Below are 14,634 nucleotides of genomic sequence, written 5' to 3' on the forward strand. Positions count from 1 at the left end.
CGCCAGACGTTTAGCAAGCGGCGTGATTATGGCACAAAAAAATCCTACTTTGCATAGTCCCCACCACAGATAAATGCATTAAAACCCTCATTTTTTTTTGAATGAACAGTTTTTGTCCAGATTCGTCTAAAAAATGAGTGCCGTGTGGTGGGGGCACGGACAAAGGTTAACCAAATTTTTGCCTTATTACAATTTCGTATGAGGCTCAGGCTGTACGTTCTGACAACAATTGACGATATTGCACCAGATCCTCGATGGTCAGCACCGGCATCTGGTGCTTGCGACCGAACGCAACCAGGTCTGGCAGACGCGCCATCGAGCCATCTTCTTTGGTCAATTCACACAACACTCCAAATGGTTTGAGGCCAGCCAGCTGCATCAGATCGACCGTGGCTTCGGTATGACCACGACGGGTAAGCACCCCACCGGTTCGCGCCCGCAGCGGGAAAACATGACCCGGGCGATGTAGATCGCCCGGTTGGGCGCCGTCAGCGATAGCTGCACGGATGGTGGTGATGCGATCAGCCGCCGAGACACCGGTCGTGACCCCCTGCGCTGCTTCGATGGTCACGGTAAAGGCGGTCTGGTAGTGGCTGGAGTTGGCCTCCACCATCATCGGCAGTTCGAGCTGGCGAACCCGCTCGTCGGGCAGGCAGAGGCAGACGATGCCGGAGCACTCGCGGATCATCAGCGCCATCTGTTCATTGGTCATGGATTCGGCGGCGAAAATGAGGTCGCCCTCGTTCTCCCGATCTTCATCGTCGGCCACCAGCACGCCGCCTCCGGCACGCAAGGCAGACAGGGCCGCTTCGACACGGGCAACGGGATCACCGAATTCACTGAGTAGAGACTGATTCATGGTAAAACTCCTAAACAAGACAAGGACCAGAATCAGGGCATGGAAAGGCAGACAGAGACGGGCATGCAGCGGCCAGCCCACAAGGGCCAACGCTGCAAGGTCTGTCTTATCCTCTTTCATCCGGACTATGACCGTCGGCTCCGGCATCTCACCGGATCTGCTGACCCCGATCTGGCAATCAGCCAAGTCGGGCGCTCGCGGGCTCCCCGAGTCAATCGGGATACCGCCGGTGGGGAATCGCACCCCGCCCTGAGAATAAGCGCAGACAGCCTAAAGAAAAACGGTTGCAGATACCAGTCAAAATCCCCCCGCAGGCTGAAAAGCGTTTCAACATTGCGCCCGGGATCGCGCTCTGCGGCCTGCTCGCCAGCGTGCGAGGCCGTGACTGGCGAATTTCTTTATGGCTCGGATCGGTTTATGGCATAGTTCCCGAAACAAAAACACAGGGCCCGAAAAGAGATCCTGAACAACGCTGCCGGCGCAGACAGCAGCGCCAACACCACAAACGGAAAATGACAGAGATGGAAAAGAAAATATTGCTCACGGATTGCCCGGATGCCAAAGGGCTCATCGCCAAGATCACCAACATCTGCTACAAGCACCAGCTCAACATCATCAAGAACGATGAGTTTGTGGATCACGAGAATGGCCGCTTCTTTATGCGTACCGAGCTGGAGGGGCGCTTCAACGACGAGACCCTGCTTGCCGACCTCGATGATGCCCTGCCCACCGGCGCCCAGCGTCGTCTGGTCAAGGCGGGCAAGAAGCGTATCGTCATCCTGGTGACCAAAGAGACCCACTGCCTCGGCGATATTCTGATGAAGAACTACGCGGGCGCGCTGGATATGGATATCGTCGCGGTGATCGGCAACTACGATACCCTGGCCGAGCTCACCGGCAAGTTCAATATTCCGTTCCACACCGTCAGCCATGGCGAGCTGAGCCGTACCGAGCATGAAGAGCAGGTGCGCGCCATTATCGACAGCTATGAGCCTGACTATGTGATCCTGGCCAAGTACATGCGGGTGCTGACCCCGAGCTTCGTCGAGGCCTATCCGCGCAAGATCCTCAACATCCACCACTCCTTCCTGCCCGCCTTCATCGGTGCCCGCCCCTACCGGCAGGCGTTTGATCGCGGCGTCAAGCTGATCGGCGCCACCGCCCACTTCGTGACCGACGATCTGGATGAAGGCCCCATCGTCGAGCAGGACGTGATCCACGTGGATCACACTTTCAGTGCCGATGCGATGGCAAAAGCGGGCCGTGACGTAGAGAAATCGGTGCTGAGCCGTGCGCTGGAGCTGGTACTGAACGAGCGGGTGTTCGTCTACGGCAACAAGACGGTGGTCTTCAAGTAATCCGCCCACATGACTCGTATGCAAACGCCAGAAACAACAACGGCTCCCGTGGGAGCCGTTGTTGTTTCTGCGCCGAGTGTCAGAGCGGCAGATCGTTTACCGTCACCGCGCCCTTCTCCAGCTTCAGCTCGGAGGTCAGCGCTTGCTGGTCGGCCTTCAGATAACCCATCAGGGTCAGCTGATCGAGCATGGGGGCCAGTTGCGGCACCGCCTTGCCCAACTTGTCGCTGAGGCTGGCATGCAGCACGCCGGAGAGGGCCTGCATCCCCGCGTCGCTGTTGAACAGCTGCTCCAGCGAGGTGGAGGCCAGCTTCACGTCCCCCTTCATGGTCACCGCCTCACCGTTGAGCTTGGCGCTGAGATCGGCCAGCTCCAGGGTCGCACCACGTTTGAGCATCTTGTCCAGCGCCTGCTGGATGGCGGCATCTTCAACTCCCTTGCCACCGGCTGCCTGCAGCCCCTGATACCCTTCCAGATCCAGACCGTTGAGGTTGAGCGCCAACTTGCTGTCCGTCACCGCCAGGGTGTCGGTCTCGTTCTCCAGATCCAGCTTGGCAATCTTCATCTGATAGCTGCTGGAGAGGGTCTGGGCATCATCACCAGTCAGCTGAGTCTCGGTAGTCATCCCCTGCAGGGCAACCTTGACGCTGTCAGGCAGTTGCACCGTGAGGGCCGAAAGGGTCATCTCGCTCTGGGGCGAGAGGAGCACACCGCTGATCTCGGCAATGTCGGCACTCCCTTTCAGATCGGCCAGCACCAAGTCCATCTTGCTCTGCTCTTCATGGACCGTCATCCCCTGCCAGGTCATGGTGAGGTGACCACTGCCCTCCAGATTGCCGTGAAATTCGCCGTTCAGGGGCAGGAAACTGAACTCGTCCAGCCCCTGTTTTACCTTGAATTCATTGGCCCAGAAGCGGCTGCTGTTCCCCTGGGTCCAGAGGCTGGTTGCCGACTCCAGACCAAGTTGCCACTGCTCCATACCCAGTGCGGTGAAAACCGGCGCCAAGGTGCCATTATGGGTATCGAGCAGGAAGTGGCTCTTGATGTAGAGCGGCAGTATCCTGCTCTTGACCACCAGTTGTAACTCGATGGGCTGACTGCCCTCCAGCTCGCTATCGATGGAGGCCAGCTCCTCGGGCGTCACCACGACCTTCAGGACCCCGTCACGGGTGAAGAGGCTGCTGCTACTCGGCTGCCACTGCATATCGATACCGGTCTCTTGCTCTACCTTGGCGATCTGCTCCGCCATGATGCTGTCGAAGCTGTTGCCCGTGTACCAGCACGCAGCCAGACCACCACCTACCAGTGCCGCACCCACGGCGAGGGCCACTATCTTTTTCATATATCCATGTGTCTCCAGGGAGTTGTCACTGCACTCTACGGGGCGGACTCGGGACTAGGCAAGTCCAATCAGAGGGCGAGCCAACATTCTTGTGGCTCGCCATCACCTCACAGCAAGGGGCTGAAGAGATAGAAGATGTTCTCCATCGCCTTCTTGTACCAGGGGCGGGCCTGCCATTGGGCCAGGGTCATCGGGGTGGCTTCCGCCATATAGCCCTGTACCAGCCGGGTCATCTGGGCCACGAACGAGGGGTTATCCACCAGCAGGGTCACCTCGAAGTTGAGCCAGAGGCTGCGCCGATCCAGATTGACCGTCCCCACCAGCGCGAAGTCATCATCCACCAGCACGCTCTTGGTATGGAGCAGACCGGCATCGTAGCGGTAGATCTCCACCCCGGCCGCCAGCAGCTCCTCCATAAAGGCGTTGCAGGCGTAATTGGCCATGATGGAGTCGTTGCGTGCCGGCAACACCAGCTGCACCTGCACCCCGCGCGCCGCCGCCGAACTGAGTGCGGCCGCCAGCGGATCGTCGGGCACAAAGTAAGGGGTCGTCAGCACCAGATGGCTGCGCGCCTGATAGATGGCCAGCAGCAGGCTCTGCTGGATGCAGTCGCCGCCGACGAAGGGGCCGGACGGGATCAGCTGGGCGCGGTAGTTGGTCTGGGGCCAGGCTTCCGGCTCATGCTGCAGACTGTCGAGCAGCCGCTCGCCGGTCTCCATCTCCCAGTCCCAGACAAAGATCGACCACATCAGCGGCACCATGGGCCCCTGCACCCGGATCATGATGTCGACCCACTGGCCGACCCCGGCATCCTGCTTGAAAAAACGGGGATCCACCATGTTCATGGAGCCGGTATAGCCGACCTTGTCATCGATCACCACCAACTTGCGGTGCATTCGCAAATCCTGCCGCTGGAACGGAATGCGCCAGGCGCCGACCGGCAGCACCTCCACCAGCTTGACCCCCGCCTTGCGCAGCTTTTTCGGCCACCCGGAGCGGAAGAAGTGCTTGCTGCCCACCGAATCGAGCAACAAACGACAATCCACGCCGCGCAGCGCGACTTCCATCAGTGCTTCACACACCTCGTCGGCATCACCGCCGGGGTGCCAGATATAGAACTCCAGATAGCATGAGAGCGTCGAGCGGCGAATATCCTGAGCAATCTCATGCAGGATCTGGTCGGGTTGGCTGAGCAGAGTCATCCGGTTACCGGAGAGCATGGGCATGGCCAACCGCCCCTGGATCAGATCGTGCAATGGTTGGGCCTTTTCCCCCACCTCGCAGCAATGCTGGGGGAAAAGGCGGGCCAACTGACGAATCCAGATAGCGTAAGGGCGATACATGGCCTGTGCCCGCTCGGCGCGGCGGCGCCCCAACTTGATTTCACCAAACAGCAAGTAAAAGCCGACGCCGGCAAACGGAATGGCGTAGATCAGCGCCAGCCAGGCCAGCGACACCCCGATGGGGCGGCGTTTCATCACTACCCGAAACGACACACCCGCGACGATAACGGTATGAAAAAGCAGTAGCAGCCAGCCCAGAAAGCGGGAGAACAGCAGGTGGAGATCATGTTCCAGACCGTTTAGCAACGGTAACTCCTTTTCATCAACAAACAGTGGTCGGCAGATCCTGCCAGTCAGGAATGGTATGCTGTAAGGCAAATCCATTCTATCAGGTTGCCCCCATGATTCTGCAATCCATGCTGCTCAGCCTGGCCATGCTAGGTCAAGGCTCATATGACATCAATGAGCAGCAGATCAATCAGTACCTGCAATCCCAGGTGCAAGTCGACAAACAGCTGGAGCTGCCCGGCATCATAAAGGCCCATGTGAAGCTGGAGCAGAGCGATGTCCAGATTGGCCGTCAACAGCCAGACACCGCCCGAGTCTATGGCAAGGGCAAGCTCAAGATCGCCCTGCCCGACAATACCGAATATGACGCCCGCCTGCAGATGACCTATGAGGCAAGACCCCGCTATGACAAGAGCCAGAGCGCGCTGTTTCTCGACAACATGAAACTGGTGGAGTACAAGCTGGAACCGGAGGCGGCAGAGAGAAAGTTCGGCATGATGCTCGGTATGCTGCTGCAGAGCATGGAGAAGCGTCTTGAGAGCAAACCGGTTTACCGACTGGATGACAAGGATCCGCAACAAGCCTGGCTGAAAGAAAACCTGCTGGGGCTGGAGCTGTCACCAGGCAAAATCCACCTGCTGACCAGACCCCGCTAGCCCGCTCAATTCAGGAGGGGCTGGCTGGTATCCCGTACCAGCAGCTCCACCTGATAACCCTGCTGCTGCTGTTGCTCATAAAGGAAGAAGAGTGAACCGCTCAATTGGTTGAGGGAGATATCGGCAAAACCGGCCTTGAGATAGAAGGGTTTCTCGAAAGGCAGTACCTGACAGACTACCGGTTTGTCCTCCAGACCGTGACAGGCGTGCTGCAACAGCCGTGAACCCAATCCCAGCGACTGGTAGTGAGGCAACAGACGAAAGCCGCACAGATGATAAAACTCCTCCTCGTCCCGCAACCGAACCGCCCCCACCAGCCAGTGAGCATCACGTACGACAAAGACCCGCTCTGCCAGATCCGGCACATAGTGGGAAAAAGTCGTCTCGTAATAATCCTTGATGAGAGAGAGATCGGCGTCACAGTACTCCTCGAAGATGAGTTCCATCGCCAGCATTCCTGACACAAAAAATTCCTTTATAATCAGTAGATAAGATAGATTGAAACTAACTAGCCAGACCAGCTTACACCAGCAAGATAGCATGCCTTTTATTAACAAAAAAGCGAGCATGCTGGAGCACTTCCCTAAGACGCTTATGACCATTAGCTACCGGAAAATTCCACCTTTTGGCGCCTCTCCTGGACATACTCCGGCATCCCCCCGTCCCTCGGTCAAATCCCCCCTCCACTTCACAACTCCCTGTTTGTACCCTTGTTCTGCACTCGCCATGGTGCTTTACTCAACATGATGATCCAGGGAAGGAGTGTGACGGTTGAAAGCATGGATGCTGGCAGGCCAGATGGTGTTGATCCCCTTGAGTGGATGGAGCCAGACGCCCCCTCCCGCGGAGGTGGTCTTCCTGACCGCAGCCCCCTCTCCCTTGCGCCCGGTCAATCATGCTGCGCCCGCCCCACAACCCGACACCGCTCAAACGGCGGCAACCGCCGCTGGCGGCAAGAAGCAGATCCAGGTCTATAAATCGGTGCAGCAAAACGGGGTAGTACGTTACTCCGATATGGCGCCCGAACAGGGCCATTACGAACTGCTGCTGTTCAACGACTGCTTCGCCTGCGACCCCAAATCCAGCGTCAACTGGCAGACCACAGGACTGTTTCTCTATGACTATGCCAGCACCATCAAGGCAGCAGCAAAGACCTATCAGGTTGAGCCTGCGCTGATCCGAGCGCTCATTCACGCCGAATCGGCTTTCAATCCACTGGCGGTCTCCCGCAAGGGGGCGATGGGGCTGACCCAGCTAATGCCTGCCACGGCGCGGGAGCTGGGGGTCGGCAATGCCCTGCTGGCGGAACAGAATATTTTCGGCGGGGTGAAATACCTAGCGGGACTGCTCAAGCAGTATGACGGCAACATTGCGCTGGCGACCGCGGCCTACAACGCCGGGGCGGGCGCCGTACAAAAACATGGCGGCATCCCACCCTATGCGGAAACGCGCGCTTATGTGGAGCGCGTCCAGTTGCTCCATCAGCGCTACAAAGAGATGCTGCAGGCCAAGGGACTCTGACGTTTGGCTTGGTTAGTTCTCTTATCTCACTCCTCCAGAAACAAAAAACACGCCCTCAGGCGTGTCGATACCACACTTTGTTTCGCAAATGATTACTTCTGCTCCGTCGCCACCAGGCGATAAGCCAGCGCACCCAGAATGGCACCGACAATCGGGGCAACCCAGAACAACCACAGCTGGCTGACCGCCCAGTCACCGACAAACAGCGCAACGCCGGTACTGCGGGCCGGGTTGACCGAGGTATTGGTCACCGGAATGCTCACCAGATGGATCAGGGTCAGGCACAGGCCGATGGCAACCGGAGCAAGCACAGCTGGCGCACGGCTGTCGGTAGCGCCCATGATGACGAACAGGAAGAAGCCGGTCATCACAGCTTCGCACACCAGTGCCGCCATCATGCTGTAGCCGCCCGGAGAGTGCTCACCGTAGCCGTTGGAGGCAAAGCCGGCGGAGAGATCAAAACCGGCCTGGCCACTGGCAATCACATAGAGTACAGCAGCACCGCCAATTGCCCCCAGCACCTGAGCCACGATGTAAGAGAGCACGCCGGAAGCAGGAAAACGACCGCCAGCCCACAGACCGATGGTGACGGCCGGGTTGAGATGGCAACCGGAGATATGGCCGATGGCATAGGCCATGGTCAGCACGGTCAGGCCGAATGCCAGCGATACGCCCAAGAGGCCGATCCCCACATGGGGGAAGGCTGCAGCCAGCACGGCACTGCCACAACCTCCCAATACCAGCCAGAAGGTTCCCAAAAACTCTGCTGCAACAGGTTTCACTGTATGTCTCCCGATAAGATGAGATAAAAAGGCCCGCAAAGGGGCCATGCGTTAACACGCGCAGCATTATGGGAGCAGCAATAGCCGATGCGAACCCGGTTACCAGTCGCCAGAAAACGTGACTCAAGTCACAATTGGTTGATTAATAGAGATATTTATCAGTAGCAAGCCACACAGAGGCTGTTGCCAACAAGGAGCCTCATGCGACAACTTATGACTCCAAAGGCCTGTTCTGTCTATTTGTTGATCAACAATTCAGGGCCACACCAGCGGATCACTTGATCGGCGAAAATCGGCTGACCACCTGACCCTGATGCTCAATCCACTCCATGAACATGGCGACTGGACGGGCATAGACGGCGCCATCCTGTTCCGACTGATAGATCACCAGCTGCTCGCCTGTCTCGGTATGGCTGGCCAGGGTCAGCACCTGATAGTAGCCCCCCTTGAAGTGACGATAGCGACCGGGTGTGGGTGCATGCATGGGATACCTCTGCAGATAGAACAGGACGGGAAAGGGGAAATATGCGCTGGCCAGTGCCAGTTGTATCAGCTTTTTCTCGTCGGAAATGACGATGAAGAGGCTTTTTTACACAAGCCAATCGTGCCAGAGAGCGTGAAGATTTCAACACAGTAGAGTAGCTTTGTTAATCACTCCCCCATCTTTCACTGGTGAACCTTGCCAAGCACAAACGATCGTGCTGAATTTAACCTTTTAATAACTCTGTTTTGGGGCTAAAAATCAGGAATATCTACTAAAAAGAAGATTGTTCTAGCATTCAATTCTGTGAAGAATAGGGGAAAAGATATTTGATACTAAAAACCGCCTTTTTCGCCAACGCGTCCCTGTGGGGAAGGAATCACTGTCACCATGTTCACAATCGACAAGTCGCACAAGCTCGACGATGTCTGCTATGACATCCGCGGCCCGGTGCATAAAGAAGCTCGCCGTCTCGAAGACGAAGGCCACCGCATTCTCAAGCTCAACATCGGTAACCCGGCCCCGTTCGGCTTTGATGCGCCGGAAGAGATCATCAAGGATGTGATCCTCAACATGCCGCTGAGCCAGGGCTACTGCGACTCCAAGGGGCTCTTCTCTGCCCGCAAGGCGGTGATGCAGTACTACCAGCAAAAAGGGATGCGCAAGGTCGATATCGATGACATCTATATCGGCAACGGCGCCAGCGAGCTGATCGTGATGGCGATGCAGGCGCTGCTCAACAACGGCGACGAGATGCTGGTGCCCTCCCCCGACTACCCGCTCTGGACTGCTGCCGTCACTCTCTCCGGTGGCCATGCGGTGCACTATCGCTGCGACGAAGGGGCTGACTGGTACCCGGATCTCGACGATATCCGCGCCCGCATCACCCCGCGCACCCGCGGCCTGGTGCTGATCAACCCCAACAACCCGACCGGTGCTGTCTACGGCAGCGAGTTCCTGCTGGAGGTGATCGAGATCGCCCGCCAGCACAACCTCATCATCTTCGCCGACGAGATCTACGACAAGATCCTCTACGACGATATCTCCCACACCAGCGTCTGCACCCTGTGCGACGATGTGATGGTGGTGACCTTCAACGGCCTCTCCAAGGCCTACCGTGCCTGCGGCTTCCGTCAGGGCTGGATGGTCATCACCGGTCCCAAGGGCCGTGCCCGCGGTTATATCGAAGGGCTGGAGATGCTGGCCTCCATGCGGCTGTGTGCCAACGTGCCGATGCAGCACGCCATCCAGACTGCACTCGGCGGCTATCAGAGCATCAACGAGCTGATCCTGCCGGGCGGCCGCCTGCGCAAGCAGCGGGACAAGGCGTGGGAGCTCTTGAACGAGATCCCCGGGGTCTCCTGCGTCAAACCCAAGGGGGCGCTCTACATGTTCCCGCGCCTTGATCCCAAGGTGTATGACATACGCGACGATCAGAAGATGGTGTTCGACCTGCTGCAACAGGAAAAGCTGCTGCTGGTACAGGGCACCGGCTTCAACTGGCCGGCGCCGGATCACTTCCGGCTGGTGTTCCTGCCCCGCGAAGAGGAGCTGGAGGATGCCATCGGCCGCCTCGCCCGCTTCCTCAAGGGCTACAAGCAGTAAGCAAGGCTCATGAAAAAGGCTCCCGCGGGAGCCTTTTTGTTATCTGTGGTTTAATTCGTGCCATCAGCCGTGCAGCAGGGCGCCGGCCACCAGCACCGCCATGGTGATGAGGGCTACGCCGATGATAAAGGGCAGCACCCAACGCACGAAGCGATCGTAGGGGATCTTGGCGAGCGCCAGACCGGCCACCAGATGAGCGGCGGTGGGGGCAAACAGGTTGATCCAGCCGGAGGCGGACTGATAGGCAGTGATCACCAGATCCCGGGAGATGCCGGAGAAGTCCGCCAGCGGCCCCATCAGCGGCATGGAGACGGTCGCCAGCCCCGAGGTGGAGGGGATGAAGAAGCTCAGGATGATGTGCACCAGATAGGCCATCAGGATGAAGACCGACGAGGAGAGTCCGCTCACCAGCCCTTCAGCCCAATGCAAAATAGTGTCGATGATGACGCCCTGCTCCATCACCACATAGATGCCGCGCGCCACCGCAACCACCAGTGCCACCCCGATGAGATCCCGAGCGCCGCTCAGGAAAGTCGCCACATAGTTGGACTCCGGCATCCGGTTGATCAGCGCAATCAGGATGGAGGCACTGAAGAACAGGGTCGAGAGCTCGTCAAACCACCAGCCAAAGGTGGGCAGCACGTCGATCCCCAAATCCGACCAGGGCACCACCGCATAGATCATCAGCAGGAAGGTGCCGAAGAAGACCAGCATGGTGAGTTTCTGCTTGCCGGTGAAGGCGAGGTTGCCGCTCTTCATCTGGGAGAACTCGTCGTCATAGACGATGTCGGCCAGCACGGAGCGGGATTTGTCCTGTTGCACCTGCTTGGCGTAGCGCATCACGAACCAGGAGGCGAAGATCACCAGCAGCAGCCACTGGATGACCCGCAGGCCAATCCCCTCACCGATGGGGATACCGGCAAAACCGGAGGCGATGCCGGTAGCAAACGGGTTGACGGTGGAGGCGAGCACCCCGACCCCGGAGCCAAGCAGGATAATCCCCGCCGCCACCATGCGATCAAAGCCCGCCGCCATCATCACCGGCACGATCAGCGCCCAGAAGGCCACCGTCTCCTCCGCCATGCCGAAAGTGGAGCCACCGAGGGCAAACAGGGCGATCAACACCGGGATCAGCAGCCGCTCACGGCCGGCAAAGCCGCGCACAATGGCCACCACCCCTGCATCCAGCGCACCGCTTTGCATGGTCACCGCGAGAAAACCACCGATGATGAGCACGAACAGCGCCACGTCGGCCGCCTTGTGAAAGCCCTGAATGGGGGCCTTGAGCACCTCGAACACCCCCTGCGGGTGGGCGGGTAACTCGGTGTAGCTGCCGGGCACCGGCAACAGCCGCTCGTCGCCGCTGTAATCGGCCACGGCCGCAGCCGCAACCGGCTGCTGGGTCTTGGCGGTGACATAGTCATATTTGCCCGCTGGCAGCACCCAGGTCAGGGCGGCCATCAGCGCGATGATGATAAAAAGCAGGGTATAAACTGTGGGGAGTTGGCGCTTCTTGGGCGCCTCGTTTGGAGTGGTCATAGCTTCCGTACCTCGGCAATGCCGTCTGTGATCCGATCAGCGCAAGACTAGCGGGTTTGATATGGGAAAAAGGTGATCGCTGATAATAAAATTCCGCAAATTAGCGGAATGTTTGCCAAAAAAACAGGGCCCCGCGGGGCCCCGTTTTCACTTGAGTCAGACTCAGAGCTCGACCACGTCGAATTTCACATCCGGATTTACATCCGCATCGTAATCGACCTCATCCAGACCGAAACCGAACAGGCGCAGGAACTCCTGCTTGTAGCCGGTGTAGTCAGTCAGCTCGGAAAGATTCTCGCTGGTGATAGATGGCCACAGGTCGCGGCAGGTCTGCTGCACATCTTCACGCAGTTCCCAGTCATCCATGCGGATGCGAGCCTGATCGTCCAGCGCCATGTCGGACGCGTAGAGACGGGTGCGCATCATGCGATCTACCTGCTCCATGCAACCCTCGTGAATGCCCTTCTCCTTCATGATTTTGAAGGCCATGGAGATATAGAGCGGCATCACCGGAATGGCGGAAGAGGCCTGAGTCACCACGGATTTGAGCACGGCCACGTGAGCGGTGCCGCCCTTGGCAGCCAGATCGCCACGGATGGCGGCGGCGGCGCGGTCCAGATCTTCCTTGGCGCGGCCCAGGGTGCCATGCCAGTAGATTGGCCAGGTCAGATCGGTACCGATGTAGGAGTAGGCCACGGACTTGGCGCCGTCAGCCAGCACGCCGGCATCACGCAGGGCAGCCATCCACAGCTCCCAATCCTGACCGCCCATCACTGTGATGGTGTTCTGGATCTCTTCCTCGTTCGCCGGCTCGACGGTAGCGGTGATGATCTGATCCTTGTTGGTATCAATGGCGGTGGTGGTGTAGACCTCGCCGATCGGTTTGAGGGCAGAGCGCACCACTTCGCCGGTTTCCGGCATCTTGCGCACCGGAGAGGCCAGGGAGTAGACAACCAGATCGATTTGACCCAGATCCTGCTTGATAAGCTCAATCACCTTGGCGCGGCACTCGTTGGAGAAGGCATCGCCGTTGACGCTCTTGGCGTAGAGGCCCGCCTCTTTGGCTGCCTTGTCGAAGGCGGCAGAGTTGTACCAGCCGGCGGTACCGGTCTTGGACTCGGTGCCCGCTTTTTCAAAGAAGACGCCGAGGGTGGCGGCGCCGCTACCGAAGGCAGCCGCAATCCGGGAGGCCAGGCCATAACCGGTGGAAGCGCCGATCACCAGCACCTTCTTGGGACCATTCTCGATGGTGCCCTTGGCCTTGGTATAAGCGATCTGGCGACGAACATTGGCTTCACAACCGACCGGATGAGTGGTGGTGCAGATAAAGCCGCGAACCTTGGGTTTGATGATCATATGGGGTCTCGGATCCGTTTAATGGATGAAATCGGGGCATAAGATACCTCATCTTGCCGCGATAAGGTGCTCTGATGTGTTGAACTGCGGCAAAAATGGGCATCCGAAGGTGGCAATCATGGTCCATGCCATGGTGCCACCTCACGGCAATTAGCAGGCAATGCGGGTGATGTGGCCATCCTGCAGCTTATAGAAGGCATCTTGCGGCAACTCCTGTGACCAGGTCGCCTCATAGTCGAGATCGGCATAGACACCACGCAGCATGGCACCGAGCAGGCCGTGGGAGATAACGATGGCCCGCTCGGCGATGGCGGGATCCTGCAACCACTGGTGTGCCCGGCGCTGAATGCTCTCGAAGCTCTCGGCCCCCGGTGCCTGCAGATACCAGTCCCCCTTGCCGGTATCGAGCTCGGGATGAGCGAGCCGCAACGCCGGGATCTGGCAGCTCTCCCACTCCCCCATCCCCAGCTCCATCAAGCGATCGTCCCAGACAATGCGATCCGCCGTCAGCCCCAACTGCTCGCACACCAGCAGTGCAGTCTGACGGGCGCGACCGAGCGGGCTGGCATAGACGGTCCAGCGGGCGGGATCCGCCAGTTCGGCGGCAAGGCGCCGCCCCATGGCGATGGCTTGCACCTCGCCCTTGTCGGTCAGATCGGAGTTGCAGCGCCCCTGCAGACGCTGCTCGGCATTGAAGCGGGTCTGGCCGTGGCGCAGCAGATAGATGAGTCGAGACATGATTTCTCCAGCACGTTCAGAGAGATAGAAAAATACAAGGGGGGATGATGATAGCAGATGAGCCCGAAGGATGGTCCAAATAGAGAGGCTAAAGCGGGCGTAAAAAACGGGTCAAGGCTGACCCGTTTGCTGCCAATTTGGCCAGAGTGTATCGGCTCAGCCCTTCTTGATCTCCCGCAGATAGCGGTAGATGGAGTGGACCGAGATCCCGAGCTGGCGCGCCGCAATCTGGGCACTGTCTTTTAACTCGAAGATCCCCATGTCGTGCAGCTGGTTGACGATAACCCGAGTCTTCTGGGACGGAGGCACCGCCTCGTTGCCACGCACCTCGGCACTGACGGTGTCGATAGTGCTGTTGAGCGCTTCGTCGATGTTGCGGGCGAACACCTCCGGGGTGGCATGGCTCTCATGGGGGTGCATGCACTCCGGCATCATGGTGCGCAACACGGATTGCAACGGGGCATCCATGTCGCTGTTGATGCAGAGCAACCCGATGGCCCTGTGCTCCCCGTTGCGGATCACGGTGGTGATGGAGCGCAGGGTCTTGCCGGTGGCGCACTTGGTCATGTAGGGGCTGGAGATATCCTGCCCGCTCTTGAGCTTCATCATCGCCAGGTTGGTGATGGGGGCGCCGACACTGCGGCCGGTGATATGGCCGTTGGCAATCTTGACGATCGAGGGATTGCGCGCATCCAGACTGTGGAGCAGCACTTCGGTGTGCTGGCCATACATGGCGGCGATGCCGTCCACTATGTTCTCCATCGACTTGAGGATCTCAAAATCGCTCGGACTCAACTCTTGCAGCTTCACAATGGGACCTTCTTGC

The 14,634-nt window shown here is 58.6% G+C and carries 14 protein-coding genes and 1 riboswitch; of the genes, 4 read left to right on the forward strand and 10 right to left on the reverse strand.

Translation table 11 applies throughout. From position 1 onward, the window contains the following. Positions 1-205: 205 nt before the first annotated feature. Positions 206-859, reverse strand: coding sequence for a 3,4-dihydroxy-2-butanone-4-phosphate synthase (gene ribB, locus G5287_RS01905; protein ID WP_421230697.1), 654 nt, complete (start codon positions 857-859; stop codon positions 206-208). A 104-nt stretch (positions 860-963) separates the two neighbouring features. Next, positions 964-1,120, reverse strand: a riboswitch (FMN riboswitch). 260 nt (positions 1,121-1,380) lie between these two features. Here ribB and purU point away from each other — a divergent pair. Then, positions 1,381-2,217: a formyltetrahydrofolate deformylase gene (purU, locus tag G5287_RS01910; protein ID WP_421230698.1), complete on the forward strand. Its 837-nt coding sequence runs from the start codon at positions 1,381-1,383 to the stop codon at positions 2,215-2,217. A gap of 79 nt (positions 2,218-2,296) precedes the next feature. Here the strand turns inward: purU and G5287_RS01915 are convergent, their stop codons facing one another. Together G5287_RS01915 and cls are read right to left on the reverse strand one after the other, a co-directional pair. Beyond that, positions 2,297-3,559 (reverse strand): DUF945 family protein, encoded by a 1,263-nt coding sequence (locus G5287_RS01915; protein WP_421230699.1) that lies wholly within the window; start codon positions 3,557-3,559, stop codon positions 2,297-2,299. A 107-nt stretch (positions 3,560-3,666) separates the two neighbouring features. After that, a complete protein-coding gene (cls, locus tag G5287_RS01920; RefSeq protein WP_266134494.1) occupies positions 3,667-5,148 on the reverse strand; it encodes a cardiolipin synthase in 1,482 nt (493 codons plus the stop codon). Positions 5,149-5,243: 95 nt separating this feature from the next. On the opposite strand from cls, the gene G5287_RS01925 reads away from it, so the two are divergent. Next, positions 5,244-5,786, forward strand: coding sequence for a DUF1439 domain-containing protein (locus G5287_RS01925; protein WP_005344183.1), 543 nt, complete (start codon positions 5,244-5,246; stop codon positions 5,784-5,786). A gap of 5 nt (positions 5,787-5,791) precedes the next feature. Here G5287_RS01925 and G5287_RS01930 read toward each other — a convergent pair whose 3' ends face one another. Continuing rightward, complete coding sequence (locus G5287_RS01930) at positions 5,792-6,232, reverse strand: GNAT family N-acetyltransferase (protein WP_421230741.1); 441 nt, start codon at positions 6,230-6,232, stop codon at positions 5,792-5,794. Positions 6,233-6,557: 325 nt separating this feature from the next. On the opposite strand from G5287_RS01930, the gene G5287_RS01935 reads away from it, so the two are divergent. Beyond that, positions 6,558-7,307, forward strand: a complete 750-nt coding sequence (locus G5287_RS01935; RefSeq protein ID WP_421172015.1) for a lytic transglycosylase domain-containing protein — start codon at positions 6,558-6,560, stop codon at positions 7,305-7,307. 92 nt (positions 7,308-7,399) lie between these two features. Here the strand turns inward: G5287_RS01935 and aqpZ are convergent, their stop codons facing one another. Continuing rightward, complete coding sequence (gene aqpZ / locus G5287_RS01940; RefSeq protein WP_421230700.1) at positions 7,400-8,089, reverse strand: aquaporin Z; 690 nt, start codon at positions 8,087-8,089, stop codon at positions 7,400-7,402. Positions 8,090-8,363: 274 nt separating this feature from the next. Further along, a complete protein-coding gene (locus G5287_RS01945; RefSeq protein ID WP_043851261.1) occupies positions 8,364-8,573 on the reverse strand; it encodes a DUF1653 domain-containing protein in 210 nt (69 codons plus the stop codon). A gap of 387 nt (positions 8,574-8,960) precedes the next feature. Here G5287_RS01945 and G5287_RS01950 point away from each other — a divergent pair, with 387 nt between their 5' ends. Then, entirely contained in the window at positions 8,961-10,175 is a 1,215-nt protein-coding gene (locus tag G5287_RS01950; protein WP_005334367.1) for a pyridoxal phosphate-dependent aminotransferase, read from the forward strand. Positions 10,176-10,238: 63 nt separating this feature from the next. Here the strand turns inward: G5287_RS01950 and G5287_RS01955 are convergent, their stop codons facing one another. The 4 genes from G5287_RS01955 to G5287_RS01970 all read right to left on the reverse strand — a co-directional run bounded on the left by G5287_RS01955 (position 10,239) and on the right by G5287_RS01970 (position 14,618). Further along, complete coding sequence (locus tag G5287_RS01955; protein ID WP_421230701.1) at positions 10,239-11,714, reverse strand: YfcC family protein; 1,476 nt, start codon at positions 11,712-11,714, stop codon at positions 10,239-10,241. A gap of 162 nt (positions 11,715-11,876) precedes the next feature. Then, positions 11,877-13,070: an enoyl-ACP reductase FabV gene (fabV, locus tag G5287_RS01960; RefSeq protein WP_005361765.1), complete on the reverse strand. Its 1,194-nt coding sequence runs from the start codon at positions 13,068-13,070 to the stop codon at positions 11,877-11,879. A gap of 150 nt (positions 13,071-13,220) precedes the next feature. Next, positions 13,221-13,808 (reverse strand): histidine phosphatase family protein, encoded by a 588-nt coding sequence (locus G5287_RS01965; RefSeq protein WP_421230702.1) that lies wholly within the window; start codon positions 13,806-13,808, stop codon positions 13,221-13,223. Between the two features lie 156 nt (positions 13,809-13,964). Continuing rightward, a complete protein-coding gene (locus G5287_RS01970; RefSeq protein WP_005334376.1) occupies positions 13,965-14,618 on the reverse strand; it encodes a helix-turn-helix transcriptional regulator in 654 nt (217 codons plus the stop codon). Positions 14,619-14,634 lie beyond the last annotated feature (16 nt).

Source organism: Aeromonas sp. 603079 (assembly GCF_049172135.1).
In the GTDB taxonomy this organism is placed as follows: Bacteria; Pseudomonadota; Gammaproteobacteria; order Enterobacterales; family Aeromonadaceae; genus Aeromonas; species Aeromonas veronii.

Bases quoted from the DNA above. Each gene is read 5' to 3' on its own strand.
- purU (WP_421230698.1), top strand. From the start codon at position 1,381: ATGGAAAAGAAAATATTGCTCACGGATTGCCCGGATGCCAAAGGGCTC.
- G5287_RS01930 (WP_421230741.1), bottom strand. From the start codon at position 6,232: ATGGAACTCATCTTCGAGGAGTACTGTGACGCCGATCTCTCTCTCATC.
- G5287_RS01965 (WP_421230702.1), bottom strand. From the start codon at position 13,808: ATGTCTCGACTCATCTATCTGCTGCGCCACGGCCAGACCCGCTTCAAT.
- G5287_RS01915 (WP_421230699.1), bottom strand. From the start codon at position 3,559: ATGAAAAAGATAGTGGCCCTCGCCGTGGGTGCGGCACTGGTAGGTGGT.
- ribB (WP_421230697.1), bottom strand. From the start codon at position 859: ATGAATCAGTCTCTACTCAGTGAATTCGGTGATCCCGTTGCCCGTGTC.
- G5287_RS01945 (WP_043851261.1), bottom strand. From the start codon at position 8,573: ATGCATGCACCCACACCCGGTCGCTATCGTCACTTCAAGGGGGGCTAC.
- fabV (WP_005361765.1), bottom strand. From the start codon at position 13,070: ATGATCATCAAACCCAAGGTTCGCGGCTTTATCTGCACCACCACTCAT.
- G5287_RS01925 (WP_005344183.1), top strand. From the start codon at position 5,244: ATGATTCTGCAATCCATGCTGCTCAGCCTGGCCATGCTAGGTCAAGGC.
- G5287_RS01950 (WP_005334367.1), top strand. From the start codon at position 8,961: ATGTTCACAATCGACAAGTCGCACAAGCTCGACGATGTCTGCTATGAC.
- G5287_RS01955 (WP_421230701.1), bottom strand. From the start codon at position 11,714: ATGACCACTCCAAACGAGGCGCCCAAGAAGCGCCAACTCCCCACAGTT.